This window comes from Paenibacillus sp. FSL W7-1332 (assembly GCF_037969785.1).
In the GTDB taxonomy this organism is placed as follows: Bacteria; Bacillota; Bacilli; order Paenibacillales; family Paenibacillaceae; genus Paenibacillus_AQ.
The window spans coordinates 3230773-3256542 of the sequence record NZ_CP150209.1 but is presented as its reverse complement, the minus strand read 5'-3'; the positions used below and the strand labels follow the sequence as shown (position 1 = coordinate 3256542).

At 47.1% G+C, this 25770-nt stretch carries 23 protein-coding genes and 3 pseudogenes; 8 read left to right on the top strand and 18 right to left on the bottom strand.

Features of this window, described 5'->3' with window-relative positions; translation table 11 throughout:
• Nucleotides 1–282 precede the first annotated feature (282 nt).
• On the top strand, nucleotides 283–975 hold the full coding sequence (locus tag MKX98_RS14575) for a DUF1796 family putative cysteine peptidase (protein WP_339223719.1): 693 nt from the start codon (nucleotides 283–285) through the stop codon (nucleotides 973–975).
• 153 nt (nucleotides 976–1128) lie between these two features.
• Here the strand turns inward: MKX98_RS14575 and MKX98_RS14570 are convergent, their stop codons facing one another.
• Nucleotides 1129–2619 (bottom strand): Lsa family ABC-F type ribosomal protection protein, encoded by a 1491-nt coding sequence (locus tag MKX98_RS14570; RefSeq protein ID WP_339223717.1) that lies wholly within the window; start codon nucleotides 2617–2619, stop codon nucleotides 1129–1131.
• A 485-nt stretch (nucleotides 2620–3104) separates the two neighbouring features.
• On the opposite strand from MKX98_RS14570, the gene mscL reads away from it, so the two are divergent.
• Complete coding sequence (mscL, locus tag MKX98_RS14565; protein WP_339223715.1) at nucleotides 3105–3503, top strand: large conductance mechanosensitive channel protein MscL; 399 nt, start codon at nucleotides 3105–3107, stop codon at nucleotides 3501–3503.
• 191 nt (nucleotides 3504–3694) lie between these two features.
• Complete coding sequence (locus MKX98_RS14560) at nucleotides 3695–4156, top strand: OsmC family protein (RefSeq protein ID WP_339223713.1); 462 nt, start codon at nucleotides 3695–3697, stop codon at nucleotides 4154–4156.
• 131 nt (nucleotides 4157–4287) lie between these two features.
• Here the strand turns inward: MKX98_RS14560 and MKX98_RS14555 are convergent, their stop codons facing one another.
• Together MKX98_RS14555 and MKX98_RS14550 are read right to left on the bottom strand one after the other, a co-directional pair.
• The gene (locus MKX98_RS14555; RefSeq protein ID WP_339224442.1) at nucleotides 4288–4836 is read right to left on the bottom strand and encodes a DinB family protein; all 549 of its coding nucleotides are present in this window, start codon (nucleotides 4834–4836) and stop codon (nucleotides 4288–4290) included.
• A 123-nt stretch (nucleotides 4837–4959) separates the two neighbouring features.
• Nucleotides 4960–5091, bottom strand: a pseudogene (locus MKX98_RS14550) (IS200/IS605 family transposase); the annotation flags it as partial.
• 152 nt (nucleotides 5092–5243) lie between these two features.
• On the opposite strand from MKX98_RS14550, the gene MKX98_RS14545 reads away from it, so the two are divergent.
• Nucleotides 5244–6604 (top strand): IS1182 family transposase gene (locus tag MKX98_RS14545; protein WP_339219424.1). Its coding sequence is split into 2 segments (ribosomal slippage): nucleotides 5244–5811 and nucleotides 5811–6604, totalling 1362 coding nucleotides; the frame shifts between segments, so codons are not numbered across the junction.
• A gap of 130 nt (nucleotides 6605–6734) precedes the next feature.
• On the opposite strand, the gene MKX98_RS14540 is transcribed toward MKX98_RS14545, so the two are convergent.
• From MKX98_RS14540 to MKX98_RS14530, 3 genes and pseudogenes are all read right to left on the bottom strand, one after another.
• Nucleotides 6735–7199: a VOC family protein gene (locus MKX98_RS14540; protein WP_194542399.1), complete on the bottom strand. Its 465-nt coding sequence runs from the start codon at nucleotides 7197–7199 to the stop codon at nucleotides 6735–6737.
• Nucleotides 7200–7202: 3 nt separating this feature from the next.
• Nucleotides 7203–7835 carry a nitroreductase family protein gene (locus MKX98_RS14535; RefSeq protein ID WP_220685484.1) on the bottom strand — a complete coding sequence of 211 codons (633 nt, stop codon included), beginning with the start codon at nucleotides 7833–7835 and terminating at the stop codon, nucleotides 7203–7205.
• A 45-nt stretch (nucleotides 7836–7880) separates the two neighbouring features.
• Nucleotides 7881–8456: pseudogene (locus MKX98_RS14530) on the bottom strand (NAD(P)H oxidoreductase).
• Nucleotides 8457–8710: 254 nt separating this feature from the next.
• On the opposite strand from MKX98_RS14530, the gene MKX98_RS14525 reads away from it, so the two are divergent.
• Entirely contained in the window at nucleotides 8711–9301 is a 591-nt protein-coding gene (locus tag MKX98_RS14525) for a TetR/AcrR family transcriptional regulator (RefSeq protein ID WP_339223711.1), read from the top strand.
• An 83-nt stretch (nucleotides 9302–9384) separates the two neighbouring features.
• Here MKX98_RS14525 and MKX98_RS14520 read toward each other — a convergent pair whose 3' ends face one another.
• From MKX98_RS14520 to MKX98_RS14475, 10 genes are all read right to left on the bottom strand, one after another.
• Nucleotides 9385–10587, bottom strand: coding sequence for an FAD-dependent oxidoreductase (locus MKX98_RS14520; RefSeq protein WP_339223709.1), 1203 nt, complete (start codon nucleotides 10585–10587; stop codon nucleotides 9385–9387).
• Nucleotides 10588–10646: 59 nt separating this feature from the next.
• Nucleotides 10647–11369 carry a methyltransferase domain-containing protein gene (locus tag MKX98_RS14515; RefSeq protein WP_339223707.1) on the bottom strand — a complete coding sequence of 241 codons (723 nt, stop codon included), beginning with the start codon at nucleotides 11367–11369 and terminating at the stop codon, nucleotides 10647–10649.
• Complete coding sequence (locus MKX98_RS14510; protein WP_339223705.1) at nucleotides 11356–12513, bottom strand: type III polyketide synthase; 1158 nt, start codon at nucleotides 12511–12513, stop codon at nucleotides 11356–11358. The genes MKX98_RS14515 and MKX98_RS14510 overlap by 14 nt, the downstream gene beginning before the upstream one ends.
• Nucleotides 12514–12928: 415 nt before the next feature.
• Nucleotides 12929–14215 (bottom strand): Gfo/Idh/MocA family oxidoreductase, encoded by a 1287-nt coding sequence (locus MKX98_RS14505; RefSeq protein WP_339223703.1) that lies wholly within the window; start codon nucleotides 14213–14215, stop codon nucleotides 12929–12931.
• A 27-nt stretch (nucleotides 14216–14242) separates the two neighbouring features.
• Nucleotides 14243–15130, bottom strand: a complete 888-nt coding sequence (locus tag MKX98_RS14500; RefSeq protein WP_194542391.1) for a carbohydrate ABC transporter permease — start codon at nucleotides 15128–15130, stop codon at nucleotides 14243–14245.
• Between the two features lie 20 nt (nucleotides 15131–15150).
• Nucleotides 15151–16041 carry an ABC transporter permease subunit gene (locus MKX98_RS14495; protein WP_071221825.1) on the bottom strand — a complete coding sequence of 297 codons (891 nt, stop codon included), beginning with the start codon at nucleotides 16039–16041 and terminating at the stop codon, nucleotides 15151–15153.
• Nucleotides 16042–16123: 82 nt separating this feature from the next.
• Nucleotides 16124–17848: an extracellular solute-binding protein gene (locus tag MKX98_RS14490; protein ID WP_339223701.1), complete on the bottom strand. Its 1725-nt coding sequence runs from the start codon at nucleotides 17846–17848 to the stop codon at nucleotides 16124–16126.
• Between the two features lie 120 nt (nucleotides 17849–17968).
• Nucleotides 17969–19312 carry a response regulator gene (locus tag MKX98_RS14485; RefSeq protein ID WP_194542389.1) on the bottom strand — a complete coding sequence of 448 codons (1344 nt, stop codon included), beginning with the start codon at nucleotides 19310–19312 and terminating at the stop codon, nucleotides 17969–17971.
• Nucleotides 19305–21062 carry a histidine kinase gene (locus tag MKX98_RS14480; RefSeq protein ID WP_339223699.1) on the bottom strand — a complete coding sequence of 586 codons (1758 nt, stop codon included), beginning with the start codon at nucleotides 21060–21062 and terminating at the stop codon, nucleotides 19305–19307. Before MKX98_RS14480 ends, MKX98_RS14485 begins: the two co-directional genes overlap by 8 nt.
• A gap of 190 nt (nucleotides 21063–21252) precedes the next feature.
• On the bottom strand, nucleotides 21253–22035 hold the full coding sequence (locus tag MKX98_RS14475; protein ID WP_339223697.1) for a phytanoyl-CoA dioxygenase family protein: 783 nt from the start codon (nucleotides 22033–22035) through the stop codon (nucleotides 21253–21255).
• 124 nt (nucleotides 22036–22159) lie between these two features.
• On the opposite strand from MKX98_RS14475, the gene MKX98_RS14470 reads away from it, so the two are divergent.
• Nucleotides 22160–23047, top strand: coding sequence for an AraC family transcriptional regulator (locus tag MKX98_RS14470; protein ID WP_194542386.1), 888 nt, complete (start codon nucleotides 22160–22162; stop codon nucleotides 23045–23047).
• Nucleotides 23048–23126: 79 nt separating this feature from the next.
• On the opposite strand, the pseudogene MKX98_RS14465 reads toward MKX98_RS14470, so the two are convergent.
• Both MKX98_RS14465 and MKX98_RS14460 read right to left on the bottom strand, forming a co-directional pair.
• Nucleotides 23127–23869 (bottom strand): annotated as a pseudogene (locus MKX98_RS14465) (siderophore biosynthesis protein).
• Between the two features lie 21 nt (nucleotides 23870–23890).
• Nucleotides 23891–24367, bottom strand: coding sequence for a hypothetical protein (locus tag MKX98_RS14460; protein WP_339223694.1), 477 nt, complete (start codon nucleotides 24365–24367; stop codon nucleotides 23891–23893).
• A gap of 125 nt (nucleotides 24368–24492) precedes the next feature.
• On the opposite strand from MKX98_RS14460, the gene MKX98_RS14455 reads away from it, so the two are divergent.
• Together MKX98_RS14455 and MKX98_RS14450 are read left to right on the top strand one after the other, a co-directional pair.
• Entirely contained in the window at nucleotides 24493–25143 is a 651-nt protein-coding gene (locus tag MKX98_RS14455) for a hypothetical protein (RefSeq protein ID WP_194542383.1), read from the top strand.
• 102 nt (nucleotides 25144–25245) lie between these two features.
• Nucleotides 25246–25731 carry a hypothetical protein gene (locus tag MKX98_RS14450; protein WP_339223692.1) on the top strand — a complete coding sequence of 162 codons (486 nt, stop codon included), beginning with the start codon at nucleotides 25246–25248 and terminating at the stop codon, nucleotides 25729–25731.
• Nucleotides 25732–25770 lie beyond the last annotated feature (39 nt).

The following is a 25770-nucleotide window of genomic DNA, read 5'->3' as shown; positions in this document are numbered from 1 at the left end:
ATTCTGCTTGTTCTAACTCCAGTTCCCTGCACGTCCCCATCAGCATAATGCTTGTAATTGCAAATAAAATGATCATCACATTTCTCATCATATATCACCTTCTTATATGTTCATTAACCCCAGTCTAAACCATAATGAAAGATTCACTTATCGATTAACCTTTCTACAAGCTTACATTTTTGTAAGACACTCCGATCAAAACAAACAGTTCCCTACCTATAAATGTCCATACGTCCCGAAAAGAGGCTGAATACGATAATCATAGACGTATATGAGAGAGTGGTGACAAATGTGAAGCTGGTAGATGTGAAAGGCGCCTATGATGTGATCATCAGCTTGGGCAGCTGGTGCGGGCCATCGATCAATTTGCGGCAGCGTCAACTAAGACGCTTTTCTTTCCCGCTTGATTGGATGATAACGAACTCCATTTCGGATGTAACCCGGTTATTGAGCAACCGCTTCATCGGATTTATGGAACTTGAGCATATGCGGAAGATTGAAGGTACTTCGGCTCTTTTGGAGGATGGAATCGCCACGCCTGCTGAAGGAAGACCGTACCATGATGCTCATTTCATACTGGATACGCAATATGATATGATCTCCGTACATGACTTCCCGATTTGGCCCAATCAAGATTGGACGCAATCGTATGCTTCTTATAAAGAGAAGATAAATCTTCGCATTCACAGATTCTATGAAGTTCTAAACAACAGCCGATCCGTTTTGTTTATCAGGTGGGGGGAAGTGAATGCCCCGGAGGCTGCTCTGCTTCATGCCGTCTTATCCTCGTTCGTAGCCGGCACGTGTAATATACTTTTTCTTCGAACCATGCATGATATTCAAAATGTGCAAGAATTGAATTGGGGGATCGACGGCGTTTGCACCCTCCAGGTTCCCATCGACCGTCCTAATGATGAATCCATTTGGAATCACGCGATGGAAGGGCTTTATTTGACCGGCTACTGGAAGGACTAAGTAAACTGTAAGAGCTGCTGTTGGATATGACAACGAAACGTAAAAAAGCTGCCGCTAATAAGCGGGCAGCTTTTTTTTGCTATTACTTATTAAGGAACTTGACCAGCTTAATCATACTCTCGTTCCATCTGGGGATAACATTCTTCATTAGTTTCATGGATTGCCATCAAGCTCAACGATCTTGGTTGCCACATTCTCGCAAAATGCACGATCATGCTCCACGAACAGAAGCGTCGGTGCATATCCGAGCAATAACTCTTCGATCTGCATGCGAGAGATCACATCGATAAAGTTAAGCGGTTCATCCCAAACATACAAATGAGCATGCTCACTAAGGCTTTTAGCGATCAGCACCTTCTTCTTCTGTCCCCCGCTATAGGTCGAAATATCCTTTTCAAACTGAAGTCTGGAGAAATCGAGCTTTCGCAGTATGGATTTAAACAGGCTTTCATCAATCTCGCTGCTTATAGCATAGTCCGTCAAGCTGCCTTGTAGGTGGGACGTGTCCTGGGACACATAAGATATCTTAAGCTGGTTATCCCTGCTGAACTGGCCCGTGATTTGCATCTCTTCTCCGCATATCAATTTAAGGATACTGGATTTTCCAGAACCGTTTTTGCCCGAGAGGGCAATTCGGTCCCCTATTTCAATCGTAAAACTCAAGTGTTCACACACCTTCTTGGAACCGTATGAAATGGAGATATCCTCCAGCTGGGCCAGTTGTTTTTTATGATAATCGAGTTGGAACATCTGCAGACTCTCGGAGCTCTCGATATTTTGAAGAAGCTTCGATTTTTCCTCAATGGCGGACTGCTGTCGCTGCTCCAGGTTTTTGGAGCGTTTCATCATTTTAGCTGCCTTATGGCCGATATAGCCTTTATCTACTTTGGAGCCTGAATTCCTGGTGCCGTTTTTGGACTTTTCCACTTCGTGCGACCAATTCCCCGTCCTCCTGGCAGAATCCGTTAAACGTTTGATATCTTTCCTCAGTTTCTCGTCACTGGCAAGCTCAAATTGATCCTGTCGCTTTTTATTTTCCCACCATGCGGAAAAATTGCCTTTTTGGATCTCGATATTGGTTTTATTGATCGACAGGATGTGGTCTACGCAGTGATCCAGTAATGATCGATCGTGCGACACCAGAATAAATCCGCTTTTCTTGCTGAGATAGTCGCTGACCAATTTTCTCGCATGCATGTCCAGGTGATTGGTCGGTTCGTCAATCAAGAGGAAGCGGTTTTCCTTGATAAACAACGCTGCCAGCATCACTTTCGTCTGTTCTCCGTTAGATAATGACGCAAAAGGCCGGTACAGTACATCTTCCGAAACCTTTAACAAGTTAAGCTCGCGCACGATTTGCCAATGAACATACTCCGGATAGATCTCCTCGATGATATCCAGAGTGAGATACTCCTTGTTCTTGACAGGGTAAGGGAAATATTCGAAACTCACGGATGCCGAAATATTCCCGCTATATTCGTACTTGCCTAGCAGCAGATTGAGAAACGTGGTTTTCCCCCTGCCGTTTCTTCCGGTAAATCCTAATTTCCAATCGGTATCGATTTGAAGGCTCACCTGTTCGAATATCGGATCATAGCTGCTATCATAAGCAAACGAAAGGTTAGAAACATTGATTAATGACATTTTCCTCATCCCTCTATGGCAAAATTTCAGAACGAAAAAAAGCGCAGAAACACCAGAAATCCGGTGCGTTCTACGCTACGTTAACCAACTATACCATAAAGAAACAAGCGAAGATCAAACCATCGCTAAATTGCCTGAGTATAAGTATAGAAGGATAAAGTTCCGGTATCTGATTGGTTATGGTGTGAACCTTGTCTTATGCTTCCCAGTATCGACAGGTTCACATAAACATCTACAACCTCTAACTCAGTCATCGCTTTATCCCTCCTTCATTCGATCTCGTTATCTTGCGAATATTAAAAAACTTATCATGAATGCCACCTATTGGTCAACCTGTACGGGCAAGCGGCCGCTCACCTACGACGTTTCCGTAAAAAAAGATACGACTTAACGATCTTGCGCATTCCACTAGTTGCTGATAGGATATTTCGAGTGGTAGATTAATGGCCGCCCTACATTTTGGATTGAAAAGCAGGTGACGTATTATGAATTTGTTAAAAGAATTTAAAACCTTTGCGCTTAAGGGTAACGTGCTGGATTTAGCCATTGGGGTTATCATTGGTGCTGCTTTTGGCAAAATCGTATCCTCCTTGGTGAGTGATATCATCATGCCGGTGTTTGGATTAATTCTTGGCGGGGTAGATCTATCAGGACTAAAAGCGACCATCGGGGATGCAACCCTGACGTATGGAGTATTTCTGCAAACGGTCGTGGACTTCCTGATCGTCTCCTTCTCGATCTTCATGTTCATCCGTACACTTAACCGCTTCAAACGCAAGGAAGAAACGAAGGCGGAAGAGCCGCCGGCTCCATCGAAGGAAGAACTGTTGTTGACAGAAATTCGCGATTTGCTGAAACAACAAAATAAGGCCTCCGAAAAATAATATGGAACTGATCTGGAGAGTGTGTTTTCGATACGAGAACACACTCTCTTTATCGTTTTGTACTTATTTTATTGACAGATCATGTTAATTGGAATTATAATCCTTACTAAACCTAGTATAATACTATATATTTAAATATAGAGACAGATCACCCATGATTGGGCCTGTCCAGGAAAAGGGAGATGTGTTATATGCCAAGTGTCCAAACGTTCAAAGCAACTGCCCATTTGCAAGAAGGGGTCAAGGTTGTTACAAATGTAAGGCAGTTCGAATTCGTCATCGATGAGCCGAAAAGCCTTGGAGGTACGGATACCGGAATGAACCCCGTTGAAGCTCTGCTCGCCTCCCTGGGGGCATGCCAATCGATCGTGGCCCGTGTATATGCGCCAAAATTCGATGTTATCCTTGAAGATTTCCGGGTTGACGTAGAAGGAGATCTTGACCTTGACGGATTCTTTAACCGCTCTGACGTACGCCCAGGATACTCCGATATTCGATACACCTTCTACATCAAAACCCCTTCGCCCGCCGAGAAGGTTGAACAGTTCGTTGAATTCCTGGAGCGTAAGTTCCCTGTAGGCGATACGATAGCGGCGCCGGTAAATTTGAAATTAAATCGCATCGTCATCGAGAACGAAGTGACAAACTCTTAATTAATCTACATACTAAGGGCTGCCAGGTTGCAATAAGCAACGTAGCAGCCCTTCATTTTACATCGTATTTCGAATCCCTCTTCAGGGATACCGCAGGTAAAGATCATGCTATGATCCCATGGATACATGTATTATTGCTTGTGAACAGCATAAAGGAAACGGCAATAACCGATCTCGGCCGCATTTTTCATCATCTCTAGATTTAGCCAGGCAGCCAATTCATGAAAAGGCTTATCCGTGAAAGGCCACAAGGTCCGCTCCGTAGAAAGGAACGCATCGTCCGTCAAAGCCGACATTTCACGTTTCCACTCGCAGCTCATTTCATGTATTTGATCTCTGGTCTCTTGGATGTTACCCAGGGAATGGATGTCTTCACGGACCAATGTCCCGCTGCCGAACGAATGATTCAGTACCATAGACCACCAGTAGGTGATATGCCATGTCAGCCAAGAAATACTCGGCGGGCCAATTCCATACTCCTCGGATACAGGCCATTCCGCCAGCCAGACTCCAGATTGACGATAAACATGGAGCCCCTTGGGAGCCGGTCGCCAATGGAATTCCTCATCTTGAAGCCCCGTTAGATGTAAATCGAGCATCTGCCAAGCGATTTGGAACTGAAAATCAAGAGTACTACGAATAACTCCGGTCGGATTAGGTGAATATTTTCCATCCTGCATAACGCCCCTCCATTCAATAATTATCGCAAACAATATTAGAATTTGTCTATATAATTTGTAAACATAATAAAACAACGTTTGTATAATGTCAACAAAATCGTTCATACATAGACACAATATCCGTGGATCTTCGTACTTCTTTACACTCAGTTTATCAACCGCTTGGTCATGTGCTTTTTGTTCACGAATACATTTAGCGACTTTTGCTTCATTTAAGCCTACCGTGCTAACGTAGTATCCCTCCGCCTAGAATTTTTCCAGTTTGTCACAACAGAAAAAGCCGCATTCCATGCGGCTCAGGCTGTCGAGAAAGTCTCGACAGCTATTTTTTGTGTATTTAGTTCAACACGACACCGCGTTAATATTATATAATATTAGTAAATAAACCGTTCGGAAGGGTGTTAAATATGTTGCGTTCTAACCGAGAAAAACAGCAGGCTTACGAGTTTGTTTCGATTGAAGAATTGGTTCCTCAAGATCATCTGCTCCGTAAAGTGGACAAGTATATCGATTTCTCTTTCATCGACGAAAAGGTCCGTCCGCTTTACTGTGCTGATAATGGGCGACCAGCCATCGATCCTGTCGTGTTATTTAAGATGATTTTCCTCGGTTATTTTTACGGCATTCGTTCAGAGCGTCAACTGGAACGCGAGATTCAGACGAATCTGGCATACCGTTGGTTTCTTGGTTTGGGATTGACAGACAAAGTTCCGGACCATACCACCATTAGCTGGAACCGACGGACTCGTTTCAAAGACACTAATATCTTTCAAGATATCTTCGATGAGATTGTGCTGCAGGCAATCGAGCATCGCATGGTCGGCGGACGAGTCCTGGTTTCGGATTCCACGCATGTGAAGGCCAATGCGAACAAACACCAGTACACCAAGCAGCAGGTTCTACAAAACACACGAGATTACATGGACGAACTCAATGGCGCAGTAGAAGCCGACCGGAAGGCGCATGGAAAAAAGCTTTAAAACCCAGAGAGGATGTGGTCGAGAAGAAAGAAATCAAGGTGAGCAAAACCGACCCGGATAGCGGTTATATGATTCGCGACGGGAAACCGGAAGGATTCTTTTATTTAGATCACCGGACCGTTGATTTGAAGTACAATCTGATTACCGATGTCCACGTCACGCCGGGAAACGTCCATGATTCTGTACCGTATTTGTCGCGTTTGGATCGCCAACGAGAGCGATTTGGTTTTGAAGTTGAAGCCGTTGCCCTGGATTCAGGCTATTTAACAACCCCCATCTGCAAAGGATTGCAGGAACGGGGGATCTTTGGAGTGATTGCTCACCGGAGATTTCATCCGACCCAAGGCTTATTTCCGAAGTGGAAGTTTACCTATGATGCCGAGCGTAACCGTTATATTTGTCCGCTCCAGCATGAATTGTTGTATCGCACCACGAATCGAGAAGGATACCGGCAATATGCCTCCGATCCGAAACACTGCAAGACTTGCCCGATGCTGGAGCAATGTACCCGTTCACGGAATCACCGCAAGGTCGTCACGCGCCATGTCTGGGAAGACAGCAAGGAATGGGTGCGAAACAACCGGCTCAGTCGATCCGGCAAGTATTTATACCGAAAACGAAAAGAAACGATTGAGCGAAGCTTCGCGGATGCCAAAGAGCTCCATGGGTTTCGCTATTGCCGGTTGCGCGGGTTGCAAAACGTCAGGGAACAAGCTCTGATGACAGCAACCGTGCAGAATATGAAGAAGATGGCGATCCACTTGGATCGCCTGGAAAACAGGGGGTAATCCCCCATTTCCCCTCTTGAATTGACCACTTAAAAAGGGAGAAACCCTGTACTTTGAAAAAAGTGCAGGGTTTCTCGACAATCTGAGCCGCATTCCATGCGGCTTTCAAAGTTGCTGCATTTACAGCAATTTAACGTTTCTCCTGTTCAAGCAACTCAATTAGCAGTTTCAATTGAGGAACCGTATCCATGTAGGCATAAGCGTAATCTGCCCCGGCATTTTCCCCTTTTTGCTGGATGGGGATTTGGTTGCGCTGCAGTATGCTGATTTTCTCCTTCATGCCATTTACATGAAAAGCGATATGATGAAAGCCTTCACCGTTCCGATCCAAACTTTCTCGCCATGTGCTCGGATGATGGTCCGGTTGGATCAACTCCAGCTGGATCGATCCCAGTTTGAAAAAAGATAGCTTTGCTCGCGCTTCCGTGGGCATGCCATTATACTCGGTTTTTTCGATATCGAATATATCCGACCAGAACCACCCGGGATTCTCTATGCCGAAGAAATCGGCATATGCCTGACTCGTTGCTTCAATGTCATTAACAACCAAGCCGATTTGAGCGATGACGTTAGTGTCTAAAATGTTCTTATCCATGTATCAAAACCGTTCACGGATAACTAACTGATCCAAGGGGAAGCGATTCGTTTGATGCGCCGGTTGTTCAGCATAACCTAAAGTTAACATTAACACCGGAATATAACGATCAGGAATATTTAATTCTTTCCTTAAAGCTTCTGCATCATATCCTCCCATTGGGCCTGAATCAATTCCATGCGCCTTAGCGGCTAACATAAGCTGCATTGCTGCAAAGGCTGCATTTCGAATAGCATCATGTGTCCCGGCATGTTCGTTGCTATCGTAATAACTATCTATAGAGCTGACGATTTGATTTTTAACTTCCTCTGTCATGAAGCCTGCACGAACTGTTTCCCCATATACGATCTCAGCATTTTCATTCGCTTTCGTGTCACCGAGTACAATAATTACTGCCGAAGCGTCAACAACTTGTTGCTGATTATATGCGATAGGCAGTATACGACTTTTGTTTTCCGGATCCTGGATGGTAAGAAACTTCCAATGCTGAAGATTCCATGCTGAAGGAGCGGTGGCCGCTGCTTCTAAAATCTGATTCAGCGTCTCTTGAGGAATATCGACCCCTTGTTGATATTTACGAATACTGCTGCGTTGTTTCATAACATGGATAACATTGTTTTCTGCTACTGTCGTCATATTAATTACACCTCTTTTTAATGTTTGATACACCGATTTTATCTTTCATTGATGTCCAAAGTTCCGGCCAAGCTCATAAGCTTGACTCAGCAACTTATGGTGATGTTCCGGGTTTGAATCCAAGGTATTGTACAAAATTTCTACCTTGGAGTTGGATATTCCCGTATAGTTGGAAGTTCCGATGTTCAGATGGTTAGCGAACAATGTGTCATACTCTCTCTTCTCAAAATGCTCTGCCGGGGCGCCAGCCAGACCAATCCATAACACCCGTTTATGATGTAGCTTACTTGAACCGTACGCGAAAACATTATTCCATACGCGATCGATATACCCTTTTAGCATAGCTGGTACACTGTACCACCAAATCGAGATACATAAGCAAGATACATCATGCTACTTCATCCGTTCCATTTCAGTTTCTACTTCCGACGAATAGACTTTATGGTCAGCAGACCAATCGAGCTCATCAGCCTCCCATAATACGGGGTTAAAATGGATGCGGTGTAAATCCAAAACTTCCGTTTCATGCCCTGAATCTGTAAGACCCTGTACAAAGTTCTCAGAAACCGCAAAGGTTAAAGAATTCGTTCTCGGATGGCTTACGACGGTTAGTATCTTCAAACGGGATTCAACCTCCTTTCTCTCGTGATTGTCATAATGACTGCAGCGCCGCTTACATTGGTTTGGACCTCGGCAACAAGCCTTCAGTCTATCCACCATAATGGAACAAAGTGGAAATCGCGGCTACTGACCAAATGTTAAATTATAACTTTACAAGTGTCAAGTAGAACTTAATAAAATTTCAGTTAAACTTGACTCCTGTTCATTTAGAATGTATCATTCATATTAACTAGCATGGGAACGGAGGTACTACAATGGGGGAAATTCGAAATGCTGAACGTACACGAAAGAATATTCTTGAGGCCGCAAGAAAAGAGTTTTTCGATAAGGGATATACAGGTGCGCGGATAGAAGTCATTGCAAAAAACGCTGATGTAAAAAAGCAACTGATTTATCATTATTTTAAGGGAAAAGAAGAACTATTAGTGGCTGTTCTAGATCAATTGAAAGTCGATACGCCGGATTGGGCTATCTTCCCTCCTAATCCAGTGGATATTGCGGAGCATCGGTTCCGAATTTTCAGTCAAACTAGAATGGATTTCTTAAGGTTCACCGCTTGGGAAGCTCTTGAAACACAGCCGCAACAAGTTGCAAGAAAACAAAGAAGAGAAGAAACTCTTCAATCCTACGTGGAAGATATCAAATTGAAGCAAGAAGCAGGTCTTATATCAGAGGATTTAGACCCCGAATTGCTAACGTTGGCAATCTCTGCTTTGACTACTTACCCACTTGTCTATGGGGATGTTACCAAGATGATAACGGGCCTCGAACCCGGCGACCCGCAGTTTCAAGAGAAATGGGCGAAGTTTCTCACAAAAATTAGTGAGCTAATATTTAGAAAATAAAAAAAGCAACCGATCCTTCTGATCGACTGCCTGCTTGTTCATATTTGTTAACGGATCTCATCGATTTCATCGAATAATGTACCTTAACGTTCTTCATGATCGTTGTATTCTGAAGCACCGTCTGTCGTCTCATCCATCCATTCATACTCTATGCCCGTTTCGGATAACCGGGTAGCTTTTACGATATAGGACGCCAATCCTGGAATCATCCGGGCGATGCCTGGATAGAAGCGGTTGGTTTTAGCAAAAGCCAGGTTCTGAATTCTCCTTGCCCTTCTGAGAAGCTCCTTAAACGTACGAATAGCTTCAAGCGTATATTGGTCTCGCCATTGTTCGAAGTTTATTTCTCCATGTAAATATTTGTGTGTCCAGCCGGAGCATAGCCATGATGATCGCAGAGCAACCGACATCCCGTCCCCGCACAGCGGCGGAAGCATCAGCATCGCATCGCCGATATGCGGATATTCCGACCATGGATACGGCGTATTGGATAAATGAAGCGGGGCAATCGATACCTGGGTTCCCGAAACAGGCTCCCCTTCAGCCATTCGTTCGGCTAACCTTCTGTTCGTACGTGAAGCGGCCCGTAGAATTTCCGGCACCGATTTGCCGCTGCCCTGCACTGATTTCAGGGTCAGCAACGCGGCTACATTGATCATCCCCTTTTCAATCGGCGAAATTCCGACATAACCCCCCTCGCAAAAATACAGCTCAACCCGAGCAGGGATCGTAATGCCGCTATAATGCGATTTTACACCAACATACACGGTGTCATCCCGATACGCCTCGGCAGATGCAACGCTACGTGGTCTTTTTGTACCGTACGCACCAATAACGGCCCTTGCCTCATATCGAACGGCCTCATTCCCTTGCCTTGCGTCGACTTCATACCGATGATCATCCAGCTTCTGAATGTTGGTTACGGTTGTTCCCGTGACAATGTCCGCGCCCGCGGTCACTGCATGCTCATGCAGCAGGCGATCCAATTCATAGCGGCTGATCCCGGTTGCCTGCCCCGGTAACGGAGCGTTAATCTCACCGCCGTGCGGCATTACGATTTTGGCGTGGTCCATGGAACTAGGCTCAACCGTTTCACGTAATTGGACCCCTAGATAGTCCAGCATCTCTTTGGTCTCTGGGGACATGAATTCACCACAGGTTTTATGGCGCGGAAAGGATTGCCGGTCCAGCAATATCGTACGATGTCCTTGTTTTGCAAGCTGTAGTGCACAGCTTGTGCCGGCTACTCCCGCTCCAATGACGATGACATCCGCTTGCTTTGACATATATGAACACCTGCCTTATAGCTTGCATGAAGAACATTCATTTGGTAACGAGCAGAGGACTAGCGAGTCCCCTGTTTCGGGATAACAACGGAATAACGGAACAACGACTTCCATTTATAGGTCATGGTGTCGTGATTGAGCTGCTTTTTCAACTCTCTCCAATCCTTCCCTTTGAATCCCTTAGCAACCGATAACGGACCATCATGGCGGATATAACGATTGCGGGAAATGATGCGCGTCGTAAGCCAGACTGCCGTGTAGGGTACCGGATGCCGATGAATATCATTGATCACGACCCCGTAAATAGAAGCTCTCAACATATACGTCACCATCTCCACCAGCTGCTCACCCTGGAAATGATGGATGAACTGGGAACCTGTCACAATATCAGCCGATGCATCGGGTAAATCTCTAACATCGGCGCGCCGAACTTGAATCCTCGGTTCGTTCGTAAACAAGCGCTTAGCCTCATCGCATGCTTCTTTTGTCATATCGACCAAGGTGATATTCAGCTTGATGCCCCTTTGATCTGACCATTGCAGCAGCTTCTGGTTTACATCGCCTGAACCTGCCCCTACGTCCATGATGCTAAGGGTACTCGGGCTGCCAATCGATTTCCAAAGCTTCTCAACGCCGTCTAAGGTAGGACCAGGCGCCGCGAAAATTCGATTCAGTCGCCTTAAGTGCTTCAGCGCTTCGATCAACTCTTCCCCTCCCATGGAAAAGTCATCCATAAGCTCCTCTTCCTGCGCCCGGATGGATAAGGTTCTAAAGAAGGACATGGTCCAGATCCTTGACCGATGACGTATATGCCTTCATGTAGGTAAATCGCATAAGCTCCGCGGTCAGGCCTGGGCCGAAGGCCATGGCTACCCCCTCCGTGGAAGCTTTGTTCAGCTCTTGCATCTCCTTACGCATCGCACTCAGCACAAACATAATGGTCACGGAGGAGAGATTCCCCGCCGTTCTTAAAATGTCCCTGCTGTACTTGGTTTGTTCATCGGTCAGGCCCATGACTTCTTGGACAGAATCCACGATGCCCCTTCCGCCAGGATGGATGGCCCACAATTCCGGGAGCTTATCTCCTTTCAGCAGAACACGCATTTCTTCCTCCAGGTGAGTACCGAGCAGCTTGGGAATACGCGGCGATAAAAAAAGATCAAAGCCTGTATTGCCTACCTCCCACGTCATATCCTCCGTTGAATCCGGGAGCACGACCGAATAACCCGAGCCGAGCTCCAAATAATGTTGATGATCCGTTTCCGGGTGACCGATAACACAAGAGGAGGCACCATCACCGAAAAACGAAGCAGCAAAAAGCGCTTCCCTCTCCTTGACCGGCTGAAAATGAAGGGTGCAAAGCTCCACGCACACAATCAGAACCTGTGAAGCCGGCGCTCCTCTGACAACATCCCTTGCCATTTGAATCGCTTTAAGGCCCGCAGCACATCCCTGAAATATCAACGGCAGACGATTGACGCGCGGAGAAAGCCCCAAATGGCGAATCAACAGCACATCCATGCCCGGCTGGTATTGGCCCGTGCAGCTGACCGTAATGAGATGCGTGATTCGATCCGGTGAGATACCGGCATCTTTCATTGCCTTCTCGGCTGCTTCTATGCCAAGCGGGAGGGCCTCCCGCTTGTATGTATCCATTCGTTCCTCGGTAGTCGGGATGTCCGATTCGTCATGGGAAGGCAGATAGCGGCATTCTTCCGATGAACCAAGGTAATTGGATTCACAAGTATAACGAGTTTCGACACCACAGGATCGAAATACTCTTCGAGCAAAGCGGGCCAGGTCGGGTTGATCCTGCAGCGTAGAAGCAATTAAATCCGCAATATCCGACTGTGCCACCGAATGTACCGGCAATGCAGTGCCCATCCCGAGTATCCCAACATCGGATATACCGTTTGTATGTTTCATGCTAACCTCCTGTATCGTCTTGGAATTAAACATGATTACCCTTCCCTGGGCATTTTGAATTCGTTCAAAGACATACTCTTGAGATTAGGATAACCCGAGCATAGCAAATTATATCCAATTCAAACCGAACGTTTCATACGCATGACCGCAGTCGCAAAAATACCACGGTTTTCGTGGTTTCCTTGGCTACATAACCATCCCCGGCTCCTGAATATCTTTTAAATATCGTATAATCGTCATCTCCTATCGGTTAAAGCAAGCCTTCAAGAAATTTGGTTGAATTTCTAGATTTATTTCACCATAACCAGTCACTCGGGAACGGAGACTTGCTCAGATAAATCAGATATATCTCTTACCTTTCTGGAATACAAAACAAGCCCGATTGCAGCAGCAACCAGGCTTGAGTATCTAACTATTAGTTCCCGGACTTCGTGCTCATTGAAGGGCTAAACCGCTGCTCAAATTCCTTTATCGAGATGACCTTTCCATCCACTCTCGACTGCTCAGCCGCAAACGCCATGAGATGACTTTGAACGGAACGGCTTGCCGAAGTCAGCCCTTGATCGCTTCCCCCTGACTGCACCAGTCTCAGAAAATCCTTGATCAGGCCCACATCACCGCCGCCGTGTCCGACATGCCCGCCTCTATCCTCAAAAGATATTCGCTCGATCTTGCCGCTGCCGAAGTGAATGATCTCGATCTCATTCTTCTCCATGGCGCCGCGGATTTCCCCGCGGGTTCCCATCAGCTTGATCGTGCGGCTGACATCTCGCGTAAACGCACTCATCGTAAATGCAGCCGTCACGGTGTTGGCAAATTCCAGATTGACGACCTGATGGTCCACAACGTCATTATCGCAATGGTATACGCAGCGGCCATATGGCCCCTCCAGCAACGCCTTGTAACGGGCATCATAACTCATATCATCACTGATCGCCGACGTTGGCCAATTCGTATCCTCTGTCAAATATAGATCAGGCGCATAATAGAGACACTGATCCGAGACCGGGCATCCATCCAGACAGCGCTTGGGTGCGCCTTCCGGTGCCTGCGCTGCCGTAAAATGACTCAGTGAGCCAAAAGAGGATACACGAAGGCAATCCGAGTCGGCAAGCCAAAGCAAAATGTCGAGATCATGACAGGATTTGGCGAGAATCATAGGGCTGGAATCTTCCTTACGACGCCAATTCCCCCGGACAAAGCTGTGCGCCTGATGCCAATAGCCCACGTTCTCGTTATGCTGGATCGACATCAATTGGCCAATGGTCTCACGCTCCAGCAGTTCCTTTAAAGTTGTGAAAAACGGTGTATATCGCAGCACGTGACAGATGGAAAACACCAGCCCGGCCTGCGAAGCCATCTCGCCCATCCGGATGCACTCCTCGGGATCTGGAGACATCGGCTTTTCCAGCAGCACATGGTAACCGGCCTCCAGCGCCCGCATCGTCGGCTCGAAATGCTGCTTATCCTGGGTGCATATCAATACCGCGTCTGCAAGCTTGGGCCCTGCAAAGAAATCATTCCAATTCTCGAAGCAGGCCGAATCTTCAAGGCCATGCCTAGCTTTAAACTGTTCCCTCCGCTGCTGATTCGGTTCCGCGACGGCAACCACCTCAAGCTCATGGGGATGGAGCAGGGCATATTCCATATAATTGATGCCTCGCAGCCCTGCTCCGATGAGGGCAACCTTAACTTTATTCATCCGATTCTTCTCCTTTTTTGCAAGTGCTTATTCTTTAACGCTGCCAACCGTCATCCCTTTAACGAAATACTTCTGCAGGAACGGATAGACGACCATGATCGGCAGCGCTCCCATGAATATTTGGGCAGTCCGGAGCGTTTTCTCGCTCAAATTCTCCATCGCCTTGATCTGCTCGATCGATATCGAGGTCATTTGGGAGTTGATTGACATAATGAGCGTGGATAAATAGGTTTGCAGCGGATATTTATCCGGTGAATTCAAATATAGAATTCCATCAAACCAGGCATTCCAGTGTCCCACGATGGTAAACAAGCCGATCGTTGCAATAGACGGCAGGGAAACCGGCAGGTAGATACGCCATAATATTCTCCAGTGTCCGGCGCCGTCAATCGTTGCAGCCTCTTCCAGCTCCTTCGGGATCGTTCTGAAGAAGTTCAGCATGAGGACCATGTTCCAAACATTGAGCGCCCCAGGAAGAATCAGCGCCCATACGGAGTCAATCAAGCCGGTATTCTTTACGATCATATAAGTGGGAATCAAGCCCCCGCCGAAAAACATCGTAATGGCAAAAAACCACACGTACGGCGTTCGGAACTTAAATTGATAATTGGATTTCGATAAGGGGTATGCGGTTATGAATACCAAAAACATATTCACCGCCGTTCCTAATACAACCCGTGTAAGCGAAACCTGAAACGATCGAAAAAACTCCACCTTTTCACCCAAATACCGGTAAGCATCCAGGTTGAAGCCGACGGGCCAGAGCCTCACTTCTCCCGCCATCGCCGCCGTATTCGAGCTTAACGAAATCGAGAGCAAATGAATGAACGGAATGATGCCGAGCAAGGTGATTGCGGATAGAACCAGCGTATTCAAGATTACAAACAGCCTTCTGCTGATCGTTGGTTTGTGCATTTTCCTACCTCCACTCCAGCCTAAAAGATCCGATAATTGTTATATTTATAAGCCGCATAGTACGTCACAGCCACGAGTGCCAGGGAGATGACGGATTTAAAGAAGCCGACTGCGGCGGCAGGTCCGAATTGCTGACTGAACATTCCGAGTCTATAGACGAAGGTATCGATAATATCCGCACCTTCATAAACCGTCGGGTTGTACATAATCAGAATCTGTTCGAAACCGGCATTGAGAATTCCGCCAAGACTTAATACACCCAGCAGGATGAGAATCGGTGCCATGCCGGGAAGCGTAATATGAATCATCTGTTTCCATCTTCCCGCTCCGTCTACTTCTGCAGCTTCATACAATGTTGCATGGATTCCTGTTATGGCTGCGAGCATAACAATCATGTTATAGCCCATTCCTTTCCATACGTCCGAACCGATAATGATCCCACGGAACCAGTGGTTATCCAGCATAAACATGATCGGTTCCATATCGAGCGCACCCAGCAAGCCGTTTACCGGACCATTCAAGGAGAACAATTCTATGATGACGCCGCCAAGCACCGTCCAGGACAGAAAGAATGGCAGGAAGATGGCGGATTGGATAAAGCGCGAGAACCATCTTCGGGTGACTTCGTTGAGAAGCAGTGCCAGGATCAGAGGCACCAGTAAAAACAAAATCATTTTAAATACGGAAATGACAATGGTGTTCCACAGTACCTGCTTGAAATCGGGCAGTTCAAATACATATCGAAAATTATCAAAGCCAACGAAATCCGAGTGGAAGAACCCGGCCAGCGGCTCAAACTGTTGAAAAGCCATCACGAGGCCGGCCATAGGCCCATAAGCATAAATTAACGTGACGATAACTCCAGGCAGCAACATCAAATGCAGCAGATATTCTTTTTTCAGCGTTCTCACAGATGAACCTCCCCGTCCATTTAAAACGGGAGGAATCTGCCAACTTCATAAAGGCTTATCCTCCCGTTCTATCATTCAAAGATTATTTGGCACTCTGCTGGCCGTACCAATCGTTGACCTCTTGCGTAATCTGATCGCCGCCAAGCGACTTCCAGCTCTGAACGAATTTATCAAATTCGTCCAGCGAAGCCCCCATGACGATCTTAGTGAAGGTTTCCTGCATCAGTTTATCGAGCTGGGATCCCTTCTCCACCTGCGTTGCCGTGGGAAGGCCGTAGAATTCATTGTTCACATATGCCTGTTTTTCTTTGATTTGACGCGTCATTCCCCAGCCGCCGTCTTTCGCCGCCCGACTGAAATACTGGCCCCAATTCACGCCTTTCGAGGCATCTGCGGTATTACCGGCAAGGTAATCTTTTGTTGCTTTGAAGACGTCGGCCACATTTTTGTAGTTCTCGTCATCCAGCGTGATTTCCGATTGGTTCGCGTCAAGCGCTTTGTTTACTTCCGTATAGATCGTATCGATTTGGGCCGGATTATAAATCCGTGGGTTGAACCAATTGTATACATATCCTTTTTCCGCTTTATTCTGATCCATGTACTTTTTGTTGCCCATCTCGATGTAGAAGTTGATCATCTTAATGGCAGCTTCCGGATTCTTCATTTTTTTGTTCACGACCACGAGCTTGTTGCTGCGAATTTTGGGCACCATCGACTTCCCGGGTCCATCCAGCCCGGGAATTTGAAGGGCAATCCATTCTGCCTTAGGATCTTTATCGACATTGAGATTCAATGGCCAGTTCGGATACCACCATTCGCCGTAGGAAATGCCGACCTTGCCTGCGGTAATATCTTCAACGGACTTGTTCTCGTCCTTCAAGGCAAATTCCTTATCCAGAATTCCTTCCTTGTACCAGGACTGAAGCTTGCCCAGGGCGGTCTTTACTTCCGGCTGAATGAGTCCAGGTATAAGCTTGCCGCTGTCGTCCTTAATCCAGGCCGACTGATTGTCCCCGATGGACGGATAAGCGCCAAATCCATTGAAGAAACCTCTCAGGTCAAAGCCCCAGAAGAACAGATTCTTCTGCATCGCGATACCGTACGTGTCACTTTTACCGTTTTGGTCCGGATCCTGCTGCACAAAAGCCCTTGCAACCTGTTCCAGCTCATCCATGGTTTGCGGCGACTGCAAATTCAGGTTGTCGAGCCAGTCCTTCCGGATCCAGAGCAGCTGGGTAGACAGGAAAGGATCCTCAAATCCGGGAATCGCGAGCAGCTTGCCTTCCGACGTAAACGTCTTCATCGCAAATCCGCCGTCAGACTCCATGTACTTTTTCAGTGCTGGTGAAGCAAAGTCGTTGTAAGCTTGGGTAAGATCGGCAAGCATCCCCTGCTTCTTCAGCTTCTCGAAGTTCTTCTGGTCCAGTTCCATCACATCCGGCAGATCCGCCGAAGCCATGGCTAATGAAAACTTCTGTTCAAACTGGCTGGAAGGCACCGTCCATTTGTACTGAACCTCAATGTTCAGCATATCTTTGAGATCTTTGAAGTAAGCATTCTGTTCAGGTGTAATCCCTTGCGGCGTCCGCGGATCCTCCGGCGGATTGTAGCCGAGCACTTGCGTGACCGTGACCGTTTCAGGATATTTGCCTAGAGGGTCGGGCGGTGCTGTATTGGTTTTTGCACCCTCTGTAGAGGTTTTGACCGGCGTCCCTTCAGATTCTTTTACCTGATTCGAGCATGCAGCCATTACCGAAAGCGTCATCGTGCTAATCAACATCATCTTCGCTAGTTTGATCCATCTCATGATTGCTTTCCCCCTTTATCTGGCGTAATCTTGAAATCCGTGCTGCCTACGTCTCATTATAGATTCCGGCCGAAAGCGCTATCAATTTTAAGTTTTTTACATCTCTTTCACTTTTTTTACTTATTGGGTATTTCGGTATTCCTGAGGGGAAACCCCCATCTTTTTCTTGAAAAATGTCGTGAAATAAGAAGCAGATTCGAATCCGAGCCGAGTGGCAATCTCCTGCAGTTTCATATTCGTATGCAGCATCAGATGGAGCGCTCCCTCCAGCTTCTTCGACTGGATATACTCCAGCAGGTTCTGCCCTGTCAGCTGCTTGTAGTAGCGAGACAGATAGGACGGGTTAAAATGGACTTCCTCCGCAATCGCGGTCAAGGAGACGTCCCCGGATAAATGCTCCAAAATATAGTTATGGATCTGGTCGATCACATCGAATTTCATATCATCCTGCTTGAACCGGTCGTAATCTCGCCCGTTATCTTCAAGCTCTTTAGCCTTTTCAATGTCCACAATGACCATATTTTGACCAAGCGCAGCCCTGCACTGCAGCATGGATTGTATAACATCAAGCTGCTGCCCCGAGGTATCCCACTTATGTAGCAGATTGCCGGATATCCCGAAAGAAACATGAACACCGAGCAGTTCCTCGCATTCATTTTGAACCAGCTCCAGGATGCCCTTCATATAGGATATAAACCTGTGCCAATGCAGCTCATACTCCGGCTCATCCCCGCGAAAACGATTCCGAAGCTCCGCATCCGGCTGCAGCAGCCATACCTGTAAGGCATCGTCCAGAACAGCATGCTCACATGTAAATGAGGAGGGCAAATCGTTGATAAACGTCATCTGAACAGCTTGCGCCACATCCTTTGTTTTCGTCTCCGCTGCGCCCCTGATCCTTCCCATGATAAAGAATGCCGGCTGGTCTACATCAATGCGGAACTCCACTTCTTCATAGCGAGGCTCGGACAATAAACGATGAACAGGTTCTCCTTTCAATACCTTACGTATCAGCTCCCGTTTCAGCAGAGGCTCGGCGATTTGAAAATGCACTTTTGCCTTTTCCGCCTGGATTCTGCGACGATTCTCCTCATCAAGCTTTGAGGAGGCCTCTTGAACAGCTTGAAAAATCGGATCGATTCCTTCGGTTTTCAGGATGTAATTATCCACGTTTTTTCGCAGTGCTTCATGTACATAATCAAATTCACTGTAACCGGTCAAGAAAATGATTCGGCAATGCGGCCAATAGTATGTAATTTCATCTATCAGTTGAAGCCCGTTCTTATGGGGCATTCGTATATCGCTGACGAGAATGTCCAGCTTCACTCTCATGGCAATCTCCAGCGCTTCCTTGGCGGAATAAGCTTTGCATACATCCAGTTCCAATTGTGCATGCTCCTGAAATAGCTGAACCAAGCCGTTAACGATGACAGGTTCGTCGTCTACGATCAACAGTCTATACATGATGATGCCCCTCCTCTATCCCATCGATGATCATGATCAGATCCACCTTTAAGCCGCCATAGGCGCTGCGCGAGATGAATAATCCACTGCCTGGCCCGTATTTAAGCTGAAGCCGGTTGTTCACATTGACTAAACCTGTTTTTTCAATATGCTTCGAATCCATCGCAAGCTTATCCTGCAAACGCTGCAGCATGTCATTCGTTAGCAACTTCCCGTTATCCTCCACCGTCACGCGCAATTGTCCTTCCCGGTAATCGCTGCTGATGTACAATTTCCCCTCCTCCATGCCGTCTTCGAACGCATGCTCAAACGCATTTTCTACAATAGGCTGTATGATGAGTCTCGGAACGGTAATGAACGGAGGGATGTCCGAAATTTCTCTATGCTCATATGTTATCCGGTTCGAGAAGCGGATGCCTTGAATCTCGCAGTAATCGAGAGCATGCTTGTATTCCGTATAGAAAGGAACCTCGTCGGAGCCGCTTCTCGTGATGTATTGATAGTAGCTTCCGAGCTTTTGCGAGAGCTCCGCTGCGCTGTCCGAGTCTCCAACCTTGCACATCATATAAATATTGAAGAAGCTGTTATATAGAAAATGCGGATTGATCTGGGACTGCAGCTGTTTCAGCTGCGAGTGCTGAAGTGCTAATTTTTGCTCATAGTTTTCCTCAATCGAATGTTTGAGCTTATGCGCCATCCTGTTGAACCCGTTAAATACGTAATGAAACTCATCTTTGCTTCTGGAATCGATCATGATGTTCAAATTATCGGTTTCGATCATATGAAAGGCTTTGACAAGCTTGGACAGAGGCCTGTGGATCATCAGATTAACCGAGAACGAATAGAGCACCATGACGGTCACCGCTAGAATAAACAACGTATAAAACCATGTAATGAATTGGCTTAAAGGCCGCGTGATTTCATTTTGGTTCACATACATGACCAGGGACAGATGCAGCGCGCTAACTTCATTCTGGATGATAAAATAGTCTACGCCATCCAGTTCCCCCGTCCCCGATACACTTTGTTCCGGGCTGGGATTGTCCAGGATATGACTCAAAATCTCGGATGACTCATCATCCCGCGAAGCTGTCGTTAATATGGTCCCCCCTTCTTTACTCCCGAGTAATACTTCGGATTCCGGATACAGCTTGGCAATTTCGCTTAAAGCCCCCAGCAGCTTGGATCTGGAAATTTCGATGTAGGACCAGATGCCGCCGTTGTTTTCGGTCTCAATCAGAAAAATCCGGTCACCGCTGCGGTAAAAAGAAGGCTTGGGCATAACCGACATCATGGAAGATATCCGTTCCATTTCCTTATTGGGCGTGTTGGTTACGCCCGTTGTGGTGGAGATCGTTTTCCCGATATCTTTTACGTAAACACCGGCGCTTACAATGTACTCGCTGGAGACCATGAGGGTTGCAAGCCGATCCCTGACCTGGTCAATAAGCTCCACCTCTTCATAGTCTTCCAGCATGCTGCCCCGAAAGCTCAGCTTCTGCAGATCCTTGTCATTTAACAGCTGCAGCTGTAAATTCCGGATAAAATACATCTCTTTATCGAGCTGTTTGGAATAGAAGGATGCGCCCGCCGTCGCGGAGTTCAAGAGGGACTCCTTCGTAACGGACATCCCCTTATAATTCAACCAAATATTCATCGAGATGAGAGGAAGTAATAATAGAATAAAAACGATGACGATTTTCTGATATACAAACCATTTCGATGCTTTGCCCGGAGCCTGAAGTTTCATGCGTTCCCCCCATTTTGTATCAACCGATCTATTATCATCTAGTATAGGGGGGCTGGCTGACATTACAACGAAATATTTTTACATGTTAGTTGTGAACATGAACAGCCATGAATTTCAGGCATAGAAAAAAGCCCCGCAGGGGGCTTTAAGCTGCTTTAAATTCAGCAAAGGGATCAGCACTATGATGTGGTCACTTCGAACCGATGATTTCATATTTTGGCTTCACGTTGTTGAAATCCGGATTGGTTCCGCTTACCATTAGGCCCATTCCCCAATCGAAGTGAACATCCGCTGTAGGGACATCCGCTGCATCACGATATTGGTATAGGATGTTTCTCCGCGTTCGATCGCTCCGGTTCACGTCCGAGCCATGAATGGTCAAGTAATTAAAGAAGAGCACATCGCCCGCCTTGGCTGGGCACGGGGTTCCCGAAGATAATGGAAACTCCTTGTGGTTCAAATAGTAAGCGCCGATATGCGGCAAAACCCCCTGTTTATGGGACCCCGGCACAACGCATAGGCAGCCGTTCTCCATATCGGCATCGTCGAGATGAACGCTGGCTGCTAACATGGTGTGATCGCGATGTGGGAAATACGGATAGTCTTGATGCATGGGAAACGCGGCCCCGTTAGCAGGAGGCTTCACCAGCATTTTCGAGTGATGCAGCTGCACATTCGGTCCGATGATTCCGTTCAAAACTTCTGTCATACGGGGATGGATTGCCGCTCGCATGAACGCGGCATCATGATAGTGCACATCGTGAAAACCTTTCAGGACCAGCTTCTTAAGCTGCTCAGGCGGCAGGAAGTCACCTTGCCAGGCATGGTTTTGATCCGATTTGGCGCGTGCCGCCCTCTGGATGATCCCATCAACTGCCGCTCTCATATCCTCAACTTCCTGTTGATTATAAACGCCCCGGACCAGCAGGTACCCATTCTCTTTGTAAAATTGCACATCCTTCTCGTCAATCATCACCATGCACCCTCTCGATATTTTATGGAATATCTAGTTTAATTATAGTAAGGGCAAGCGAAATCGTATTTGCACGGGGATGACGACGTTTTGCAAAATTACGCCAAAGGAGCTGTAAACTGCCTTGTATCATTGGAGCCAAAGCGAGGAACGCCTTAATCGTTATGCGGGACGGCTTGAGGGTGAAAGCCTCTCATTTCTTGTCCATTACTGGGGGACCGTCCGGCATTTGACGGCCAATTCCATACATCGGCATTCATTCTATGAGATATGTTATGTGGACGGCGGGACCGGTGTATATACGGACGAAAATCAGACTTATCCCTTATATGAAGGGGTAGCTTTCTGTACACGCCCAGGTCGGTTACATCAGATTAAAGACGTTCACGATCTGAATCTGTTGTTCGTTGCGTTCGAAGCGATAGAGAAACCGTCAGCTCCCGATGTATCGGTGAAATACATGGAAGCGCTTGATCGATGTGCTGTTTGGACCGAGCATGCGGGCGAATCACCCGCCACCCAAATATGGAAATCCATGCTGATCCGGTCGGAATCCGATGACTCGCTGCCTGCATCGCTTCTGCCCAAGCTGGCGCATGTACTCCTGCAATCCTTTCCTGGACTGCTCGGGGCTTCCGGCAGCTTCGAAAGCGCTCCACTCCTATCATCCGCGCTACAACTCATTCAAAAGGCAAAGTTGTACATAAGAGACAATCTCAGCGGGCCTGTGTCACTACCCGAAGTGGCGGCTTACCTGAATGTGTCCGAGCGGCAATTATCCCGATTGTTTGCGGAGAGCATTCATGAATCCTTTACCACTATGGTTCGCACCGAACGAATCCGGGCAGCCGAGTTAATGCTCCAGCACACCCAAGATCCCATCAAGGTGATTGCAGAGCGAACCGGGTTCTCATCCGTTCATTACTTCACAAGACTGTTCACCAAGTTCAAGGGCATCCCCCCTGCCGCTTATCGAGCGAAATGGGCCTTAGAGGCGGATCAACAAGAATGATCTCGCAGCCCTCCATTCACGAGGCTGCTTGTATTTCTAACCTGGACATTCGTCATCATTGCCTAGGTTAAGTCGCAGTTCAAGTATATTCCAAGCAAATGACTGCCTTGCACAGTTCCTTTGAGTAGAATAGATATAACGCATCAGCCCCGTAGGCCTGAAAGAAATATCCCGTTAACCGACCTATATATGTAAATGTCTCTCCCTCCGGCGTACGAGGCACATGAAGCAGATTGGTCTGCTCAAACCTGAGCCAATCTTCCAGCGACTCGCCCTCCTCCTGCAGATCCCGCTGGGCTTCTTCCGACATATATCCGATGTCATCCAGGAGTCCGTTGATCTCAGGAAAGCTCAATCCCCAGCCCTTCTCCAGCTTTTCCTGGTATTCACTTTTCAGCTCATCCGACGATCCGGCAGCGCGACCGAACGACGAGTATGGGAAGATATGTCCCTTCTCTTCATAGAATTGCTTGCGAGCCATGAAGTCCCGCTCATTGTCGGCATAGGCTTCTATCAGTGTTTCATGATCGGGTTCCTGCTCGAGCAAGAAGTAGTTCCAACCGGTCTCGAAGCGATATTTACCATCCACCACATCAAAACCAAACATATCCTCCTTCGTGTACGCCGTGTGTTCGGAGGCCGTCTCTTCACCGACACTGCCTTCGTGAATTTCTTTAACGGATACAAAGTGCAGCCACTGATCCTCCTCGGGAAAGAGACATTTCAGGTTCAGGGAGAGAATCGGGAGAAAATGCTGCCGGTACCGCTCCATATATCCTCATAAGCTGGAAAAGGACGAAGATTCGCTTTAGAAATATTCAAACTTGCTCACTCCTTAGGCTTTTATGAATCCATGAGATTCACAAATCGTTTCATCTTCTGCTCAAAAACTGTATCATAATGGAATTGCCGTGGGTATCGATCTTCGCACAGCAGTTCGTACAATACCGATTGTCCTTCCTGATAGCGGACCGCAAACTCACATTCATCATAAAATTTGCGGGATAGCCGGCGAATCTCATAATCCCCACTATGGCTCCGCCAACCCAATTGAATCATATCCAGCTGATCCAGCGGATCGCGATACGTGTCCAGCACGATGCAGGAAACCGAATCCTCCACCTCACGGAATACCAGAACATGTCCGCTGTTCACAGGACTATCGAAGTACCGTTCATATATATTTCTTACGGGAACGGTTATGCCAAGCAGATCCATCACCGCTTGGAAGTTCGGGTGCACCTTATACTCGTCAGACCATTCATCCGGATACCATACGAGCTGGGAAATTGACGCTGTAATATTGAACTCATATTTCATCTCTCGTTGCCTCCTCATAGGGAATATTCTACCATATTGCATTCCTGAGTTTGTATTCCCCACGCTTAACCCACGGTGACTTGGCGTGTTATAATTCGATTAATATGCTGGAAGGGATGAAATAAATGCTGGAACTGGAAGCCGCTTTAACGAGATTCATAGAACAACAGGACTTATATAATCGGGATTTCGGGCTCTTCACCGATCATGAAATACGACAGCGGTCCGAGGTCCGGATGCCACCCGTGGATGAACGTATCACGCTGTCCCCTGAGCTGACCTATCTATATAGCCATTATGAGATGATTGACGCTATGGCCGAAGGAACCCATAAAATGAAAAACGCGGCGGTTGAGATCGGAGAATCGGCGGTTATCTACTTTGTTTCTCCTGAGCATCTGGCCCGGCAGCAATTGGGTTATCGCTGGATTAGCGACGGTGGTGAAATCGTGGAATCGAGCACTTGGCTAGCCCATCACCTCGTCATTGCCAATGTGAATGATGATCCGCTGATTGTAGACGTCCAAGCCAGTGGTTCGCCCGTATATGCCGCATTCGAAGGTGGCGAGCCAAAGCTGATCGCGAATTCGCTTGCGGATTGCTTTCACGCGCTGTCCATTCTCATTCAAGGTGCTCTTCATTTCCAAGGTGAAACCAGCGACGAAGAAACCTATGAGACCAAACCGGATTTTCTCGCCCATGTGATGCCATCACTGACTGATCTTTTGGGAAGCGAGCAAATGGATGCCCTGCTGGAATATTTATCGCTTCAGTAAAGATGTCTGATCGTTTAATCTAACCGTACCATTACAAGGTATATGTAATCGAAAGGTGCGATGATTCAATGTTCATAAGAGATAATAAATAAGGAGATTCGCATGACAGGAACTTTAACTTTAATCCGTTATAACGGAACCGAAAAACACGCTTTGGCCGGATCCAAAGCCTATGCAACCCGCAGCCAAGTCAATGAACGGCCGCAAATCATGCTCTGGTTCGAGACAGAGACGGAACCCGAGCCGCTCCAGTCTTTACCGGACTCGAATGAATTATTGAACAATCCGGATGCGGAGCTTACGATTTATCTGGATACGTTAAAACTCGATGTCTTTGCTCCGCTGGAATTTACGATTGCCCAGGGTTACAACGAGAACTCCAGAAGCCTGGATGCAAGGCTGTATTATTTTGAACACCAAGAGGTGAATGATAACCGGGGACGTATCGAGTATCGAGGAAATGGCGTATTTTACGTATATTGGACGGGTACGACGATGGACGTCAACTATTATGACGGCAGTAAGCCGGATACCCGGTTGGAGCTGGAAGGCGAGTTTACTATGGAGAAATACGAGGATTGGTTATAAAAAAATACATAATCTGCAGCAAAACCCTTCAACCTCGTA

Excerpts from the sequence above, each read along its gene's own strand:
- MKX98_RS14535 (WP_220685484.1), bottom strand. The coding sequence starts at position 7,835 with ATGACGACAGTAGCAGAAAACAATGTTATCCATGTTATGAAACAACGC.
- MKX98_RS14515 (WP_339223707.1), bottom strand. The coding sequence starts at position 11,369 with ATGTCCTTCTTTAGAACCTTATCCATCCGGGCGCAGGAAGAGGAGCTT.
- MKX98_RS14540 (WP_194542399.1), bottom strand. The coding sequence starts at position 7,199 with ATGGATAAGAACATTTTAGACACTAACGTCATCGCTCAAATCGGCTTG.
- MKX98_RS14455 (WP_194542383.1), top strand. The coding sequence starts at position 24,493 with ATGCTGGAACTGGAAGCCGCTTTAACGAGATTCATAGAACAACAGGAC.
- mscL (WP_339223715.1), top strand. The coding sequence starts at position 3,105 with ATGAATTTGTTAAAAGAATTTAAAACCTTTGCGCTTAAGGGTAACGTG.
- MKX98_RS14560 (WP_339223713.1), top strand. The coding sequence starts at position 3,695 with ATGCCAAGTGTCCAAACGTTCAAAGCAACTGCCCATTTGCAAGAAGGG.
- MKX98_RS14460 (WP_339223694.1), bottom strand. The coding sequence starts at position 24,367 with ATGAAATATGAGTTCAATATTACAGCGTCAATTTCCCAGCTCGTATGG.
- MKX98_RS14450 (WP_339223692.1), top strand. The coding sequence starts at position 25,246 with ATGACAGGAACTTTAACTTTAATCCGTTATAACGGAACCGAAAAACAC.
- MKX98_RS14555 (WP_339224442.1), bottom strand. The coding sequence starts at position 4,836 with ATGCAGGATGGAAAATATTCACCTAATCCGACCGGAGTTATTCGTAGT.
- MKX98_RS14475 (WP_339223697.1), bottom strand. The coding sequence starts at position 22,035 with ATGATTGACGAGAAGGATGTGCAATTTTACAAAGAGAATGGGTACCTG.
- MKX98_RS14510 (WP_339223705.1), bottom strand. The coding sequence starts at position 12,513 with ATGAAACATACAAACGGTATATCCGATGTTGGGATACTCGGGATGGGC.
- MKX98_RS14505 (WP_339223703.1), bottom strand. The coding sequence starts at position 14,215 with ATGAATAAAGTTAAGGTTGCCCTCATCGGAGCAGGGCTGCGAGGCATC.
- MKX98_RS14525 (WP_339223711.1), top strand. The coding sequence starts at position 8,711 with ATGGGGGAAATTCGAAATGCTGAACGTACACGAAAGAATATTCTTGAG.
- MKX98_RS14500 (WP_194542391.1), bottom strand. The coding sequence starts at position 15,130 with ATGCACAAACCAACGATCAGCAGAAGGCTGTTTGTAATCTTGAATACG.
- MKX98_RS14480 (WP_339223699.1), bottom strand. The coding sequence starts at position 21,062 with ATGAAACTTCAGGCTCCGGGCAAAGCATCGAAATGGTTTGTATATCAG.
- MKX98_RS14490 (WP_339223701.1), bottom strand. The coding sequence starts at position 17,848 with ATGAGATGGATCAAACTAGCGAAGATGATGTTGATTAGCACGATGACG.
- MKX98_RS14485 (WP_194542389.1), bottom strand. The coding sequence starts at position 19,312 with ATGTATAGACTGTTGATCGTAGACGACGAACCTGTCATCGTTAACGGC.
- MKX98_RS14570 (WP_339223717.1), bottom strand. The coding sequence starts at position 2,619 with ATGTCATTAATCAATGTTTCTAACCTTTCGTTTGCTTATGATAGCAGC.
- MKX98_RS14520 (WP_339223709.1), bottom strand. The coding sequence starts at position 10,587 with ATGTCAAAGCAAGCGGATGTCATCGTCATTGGAGCGGGAGTAGCCGGC.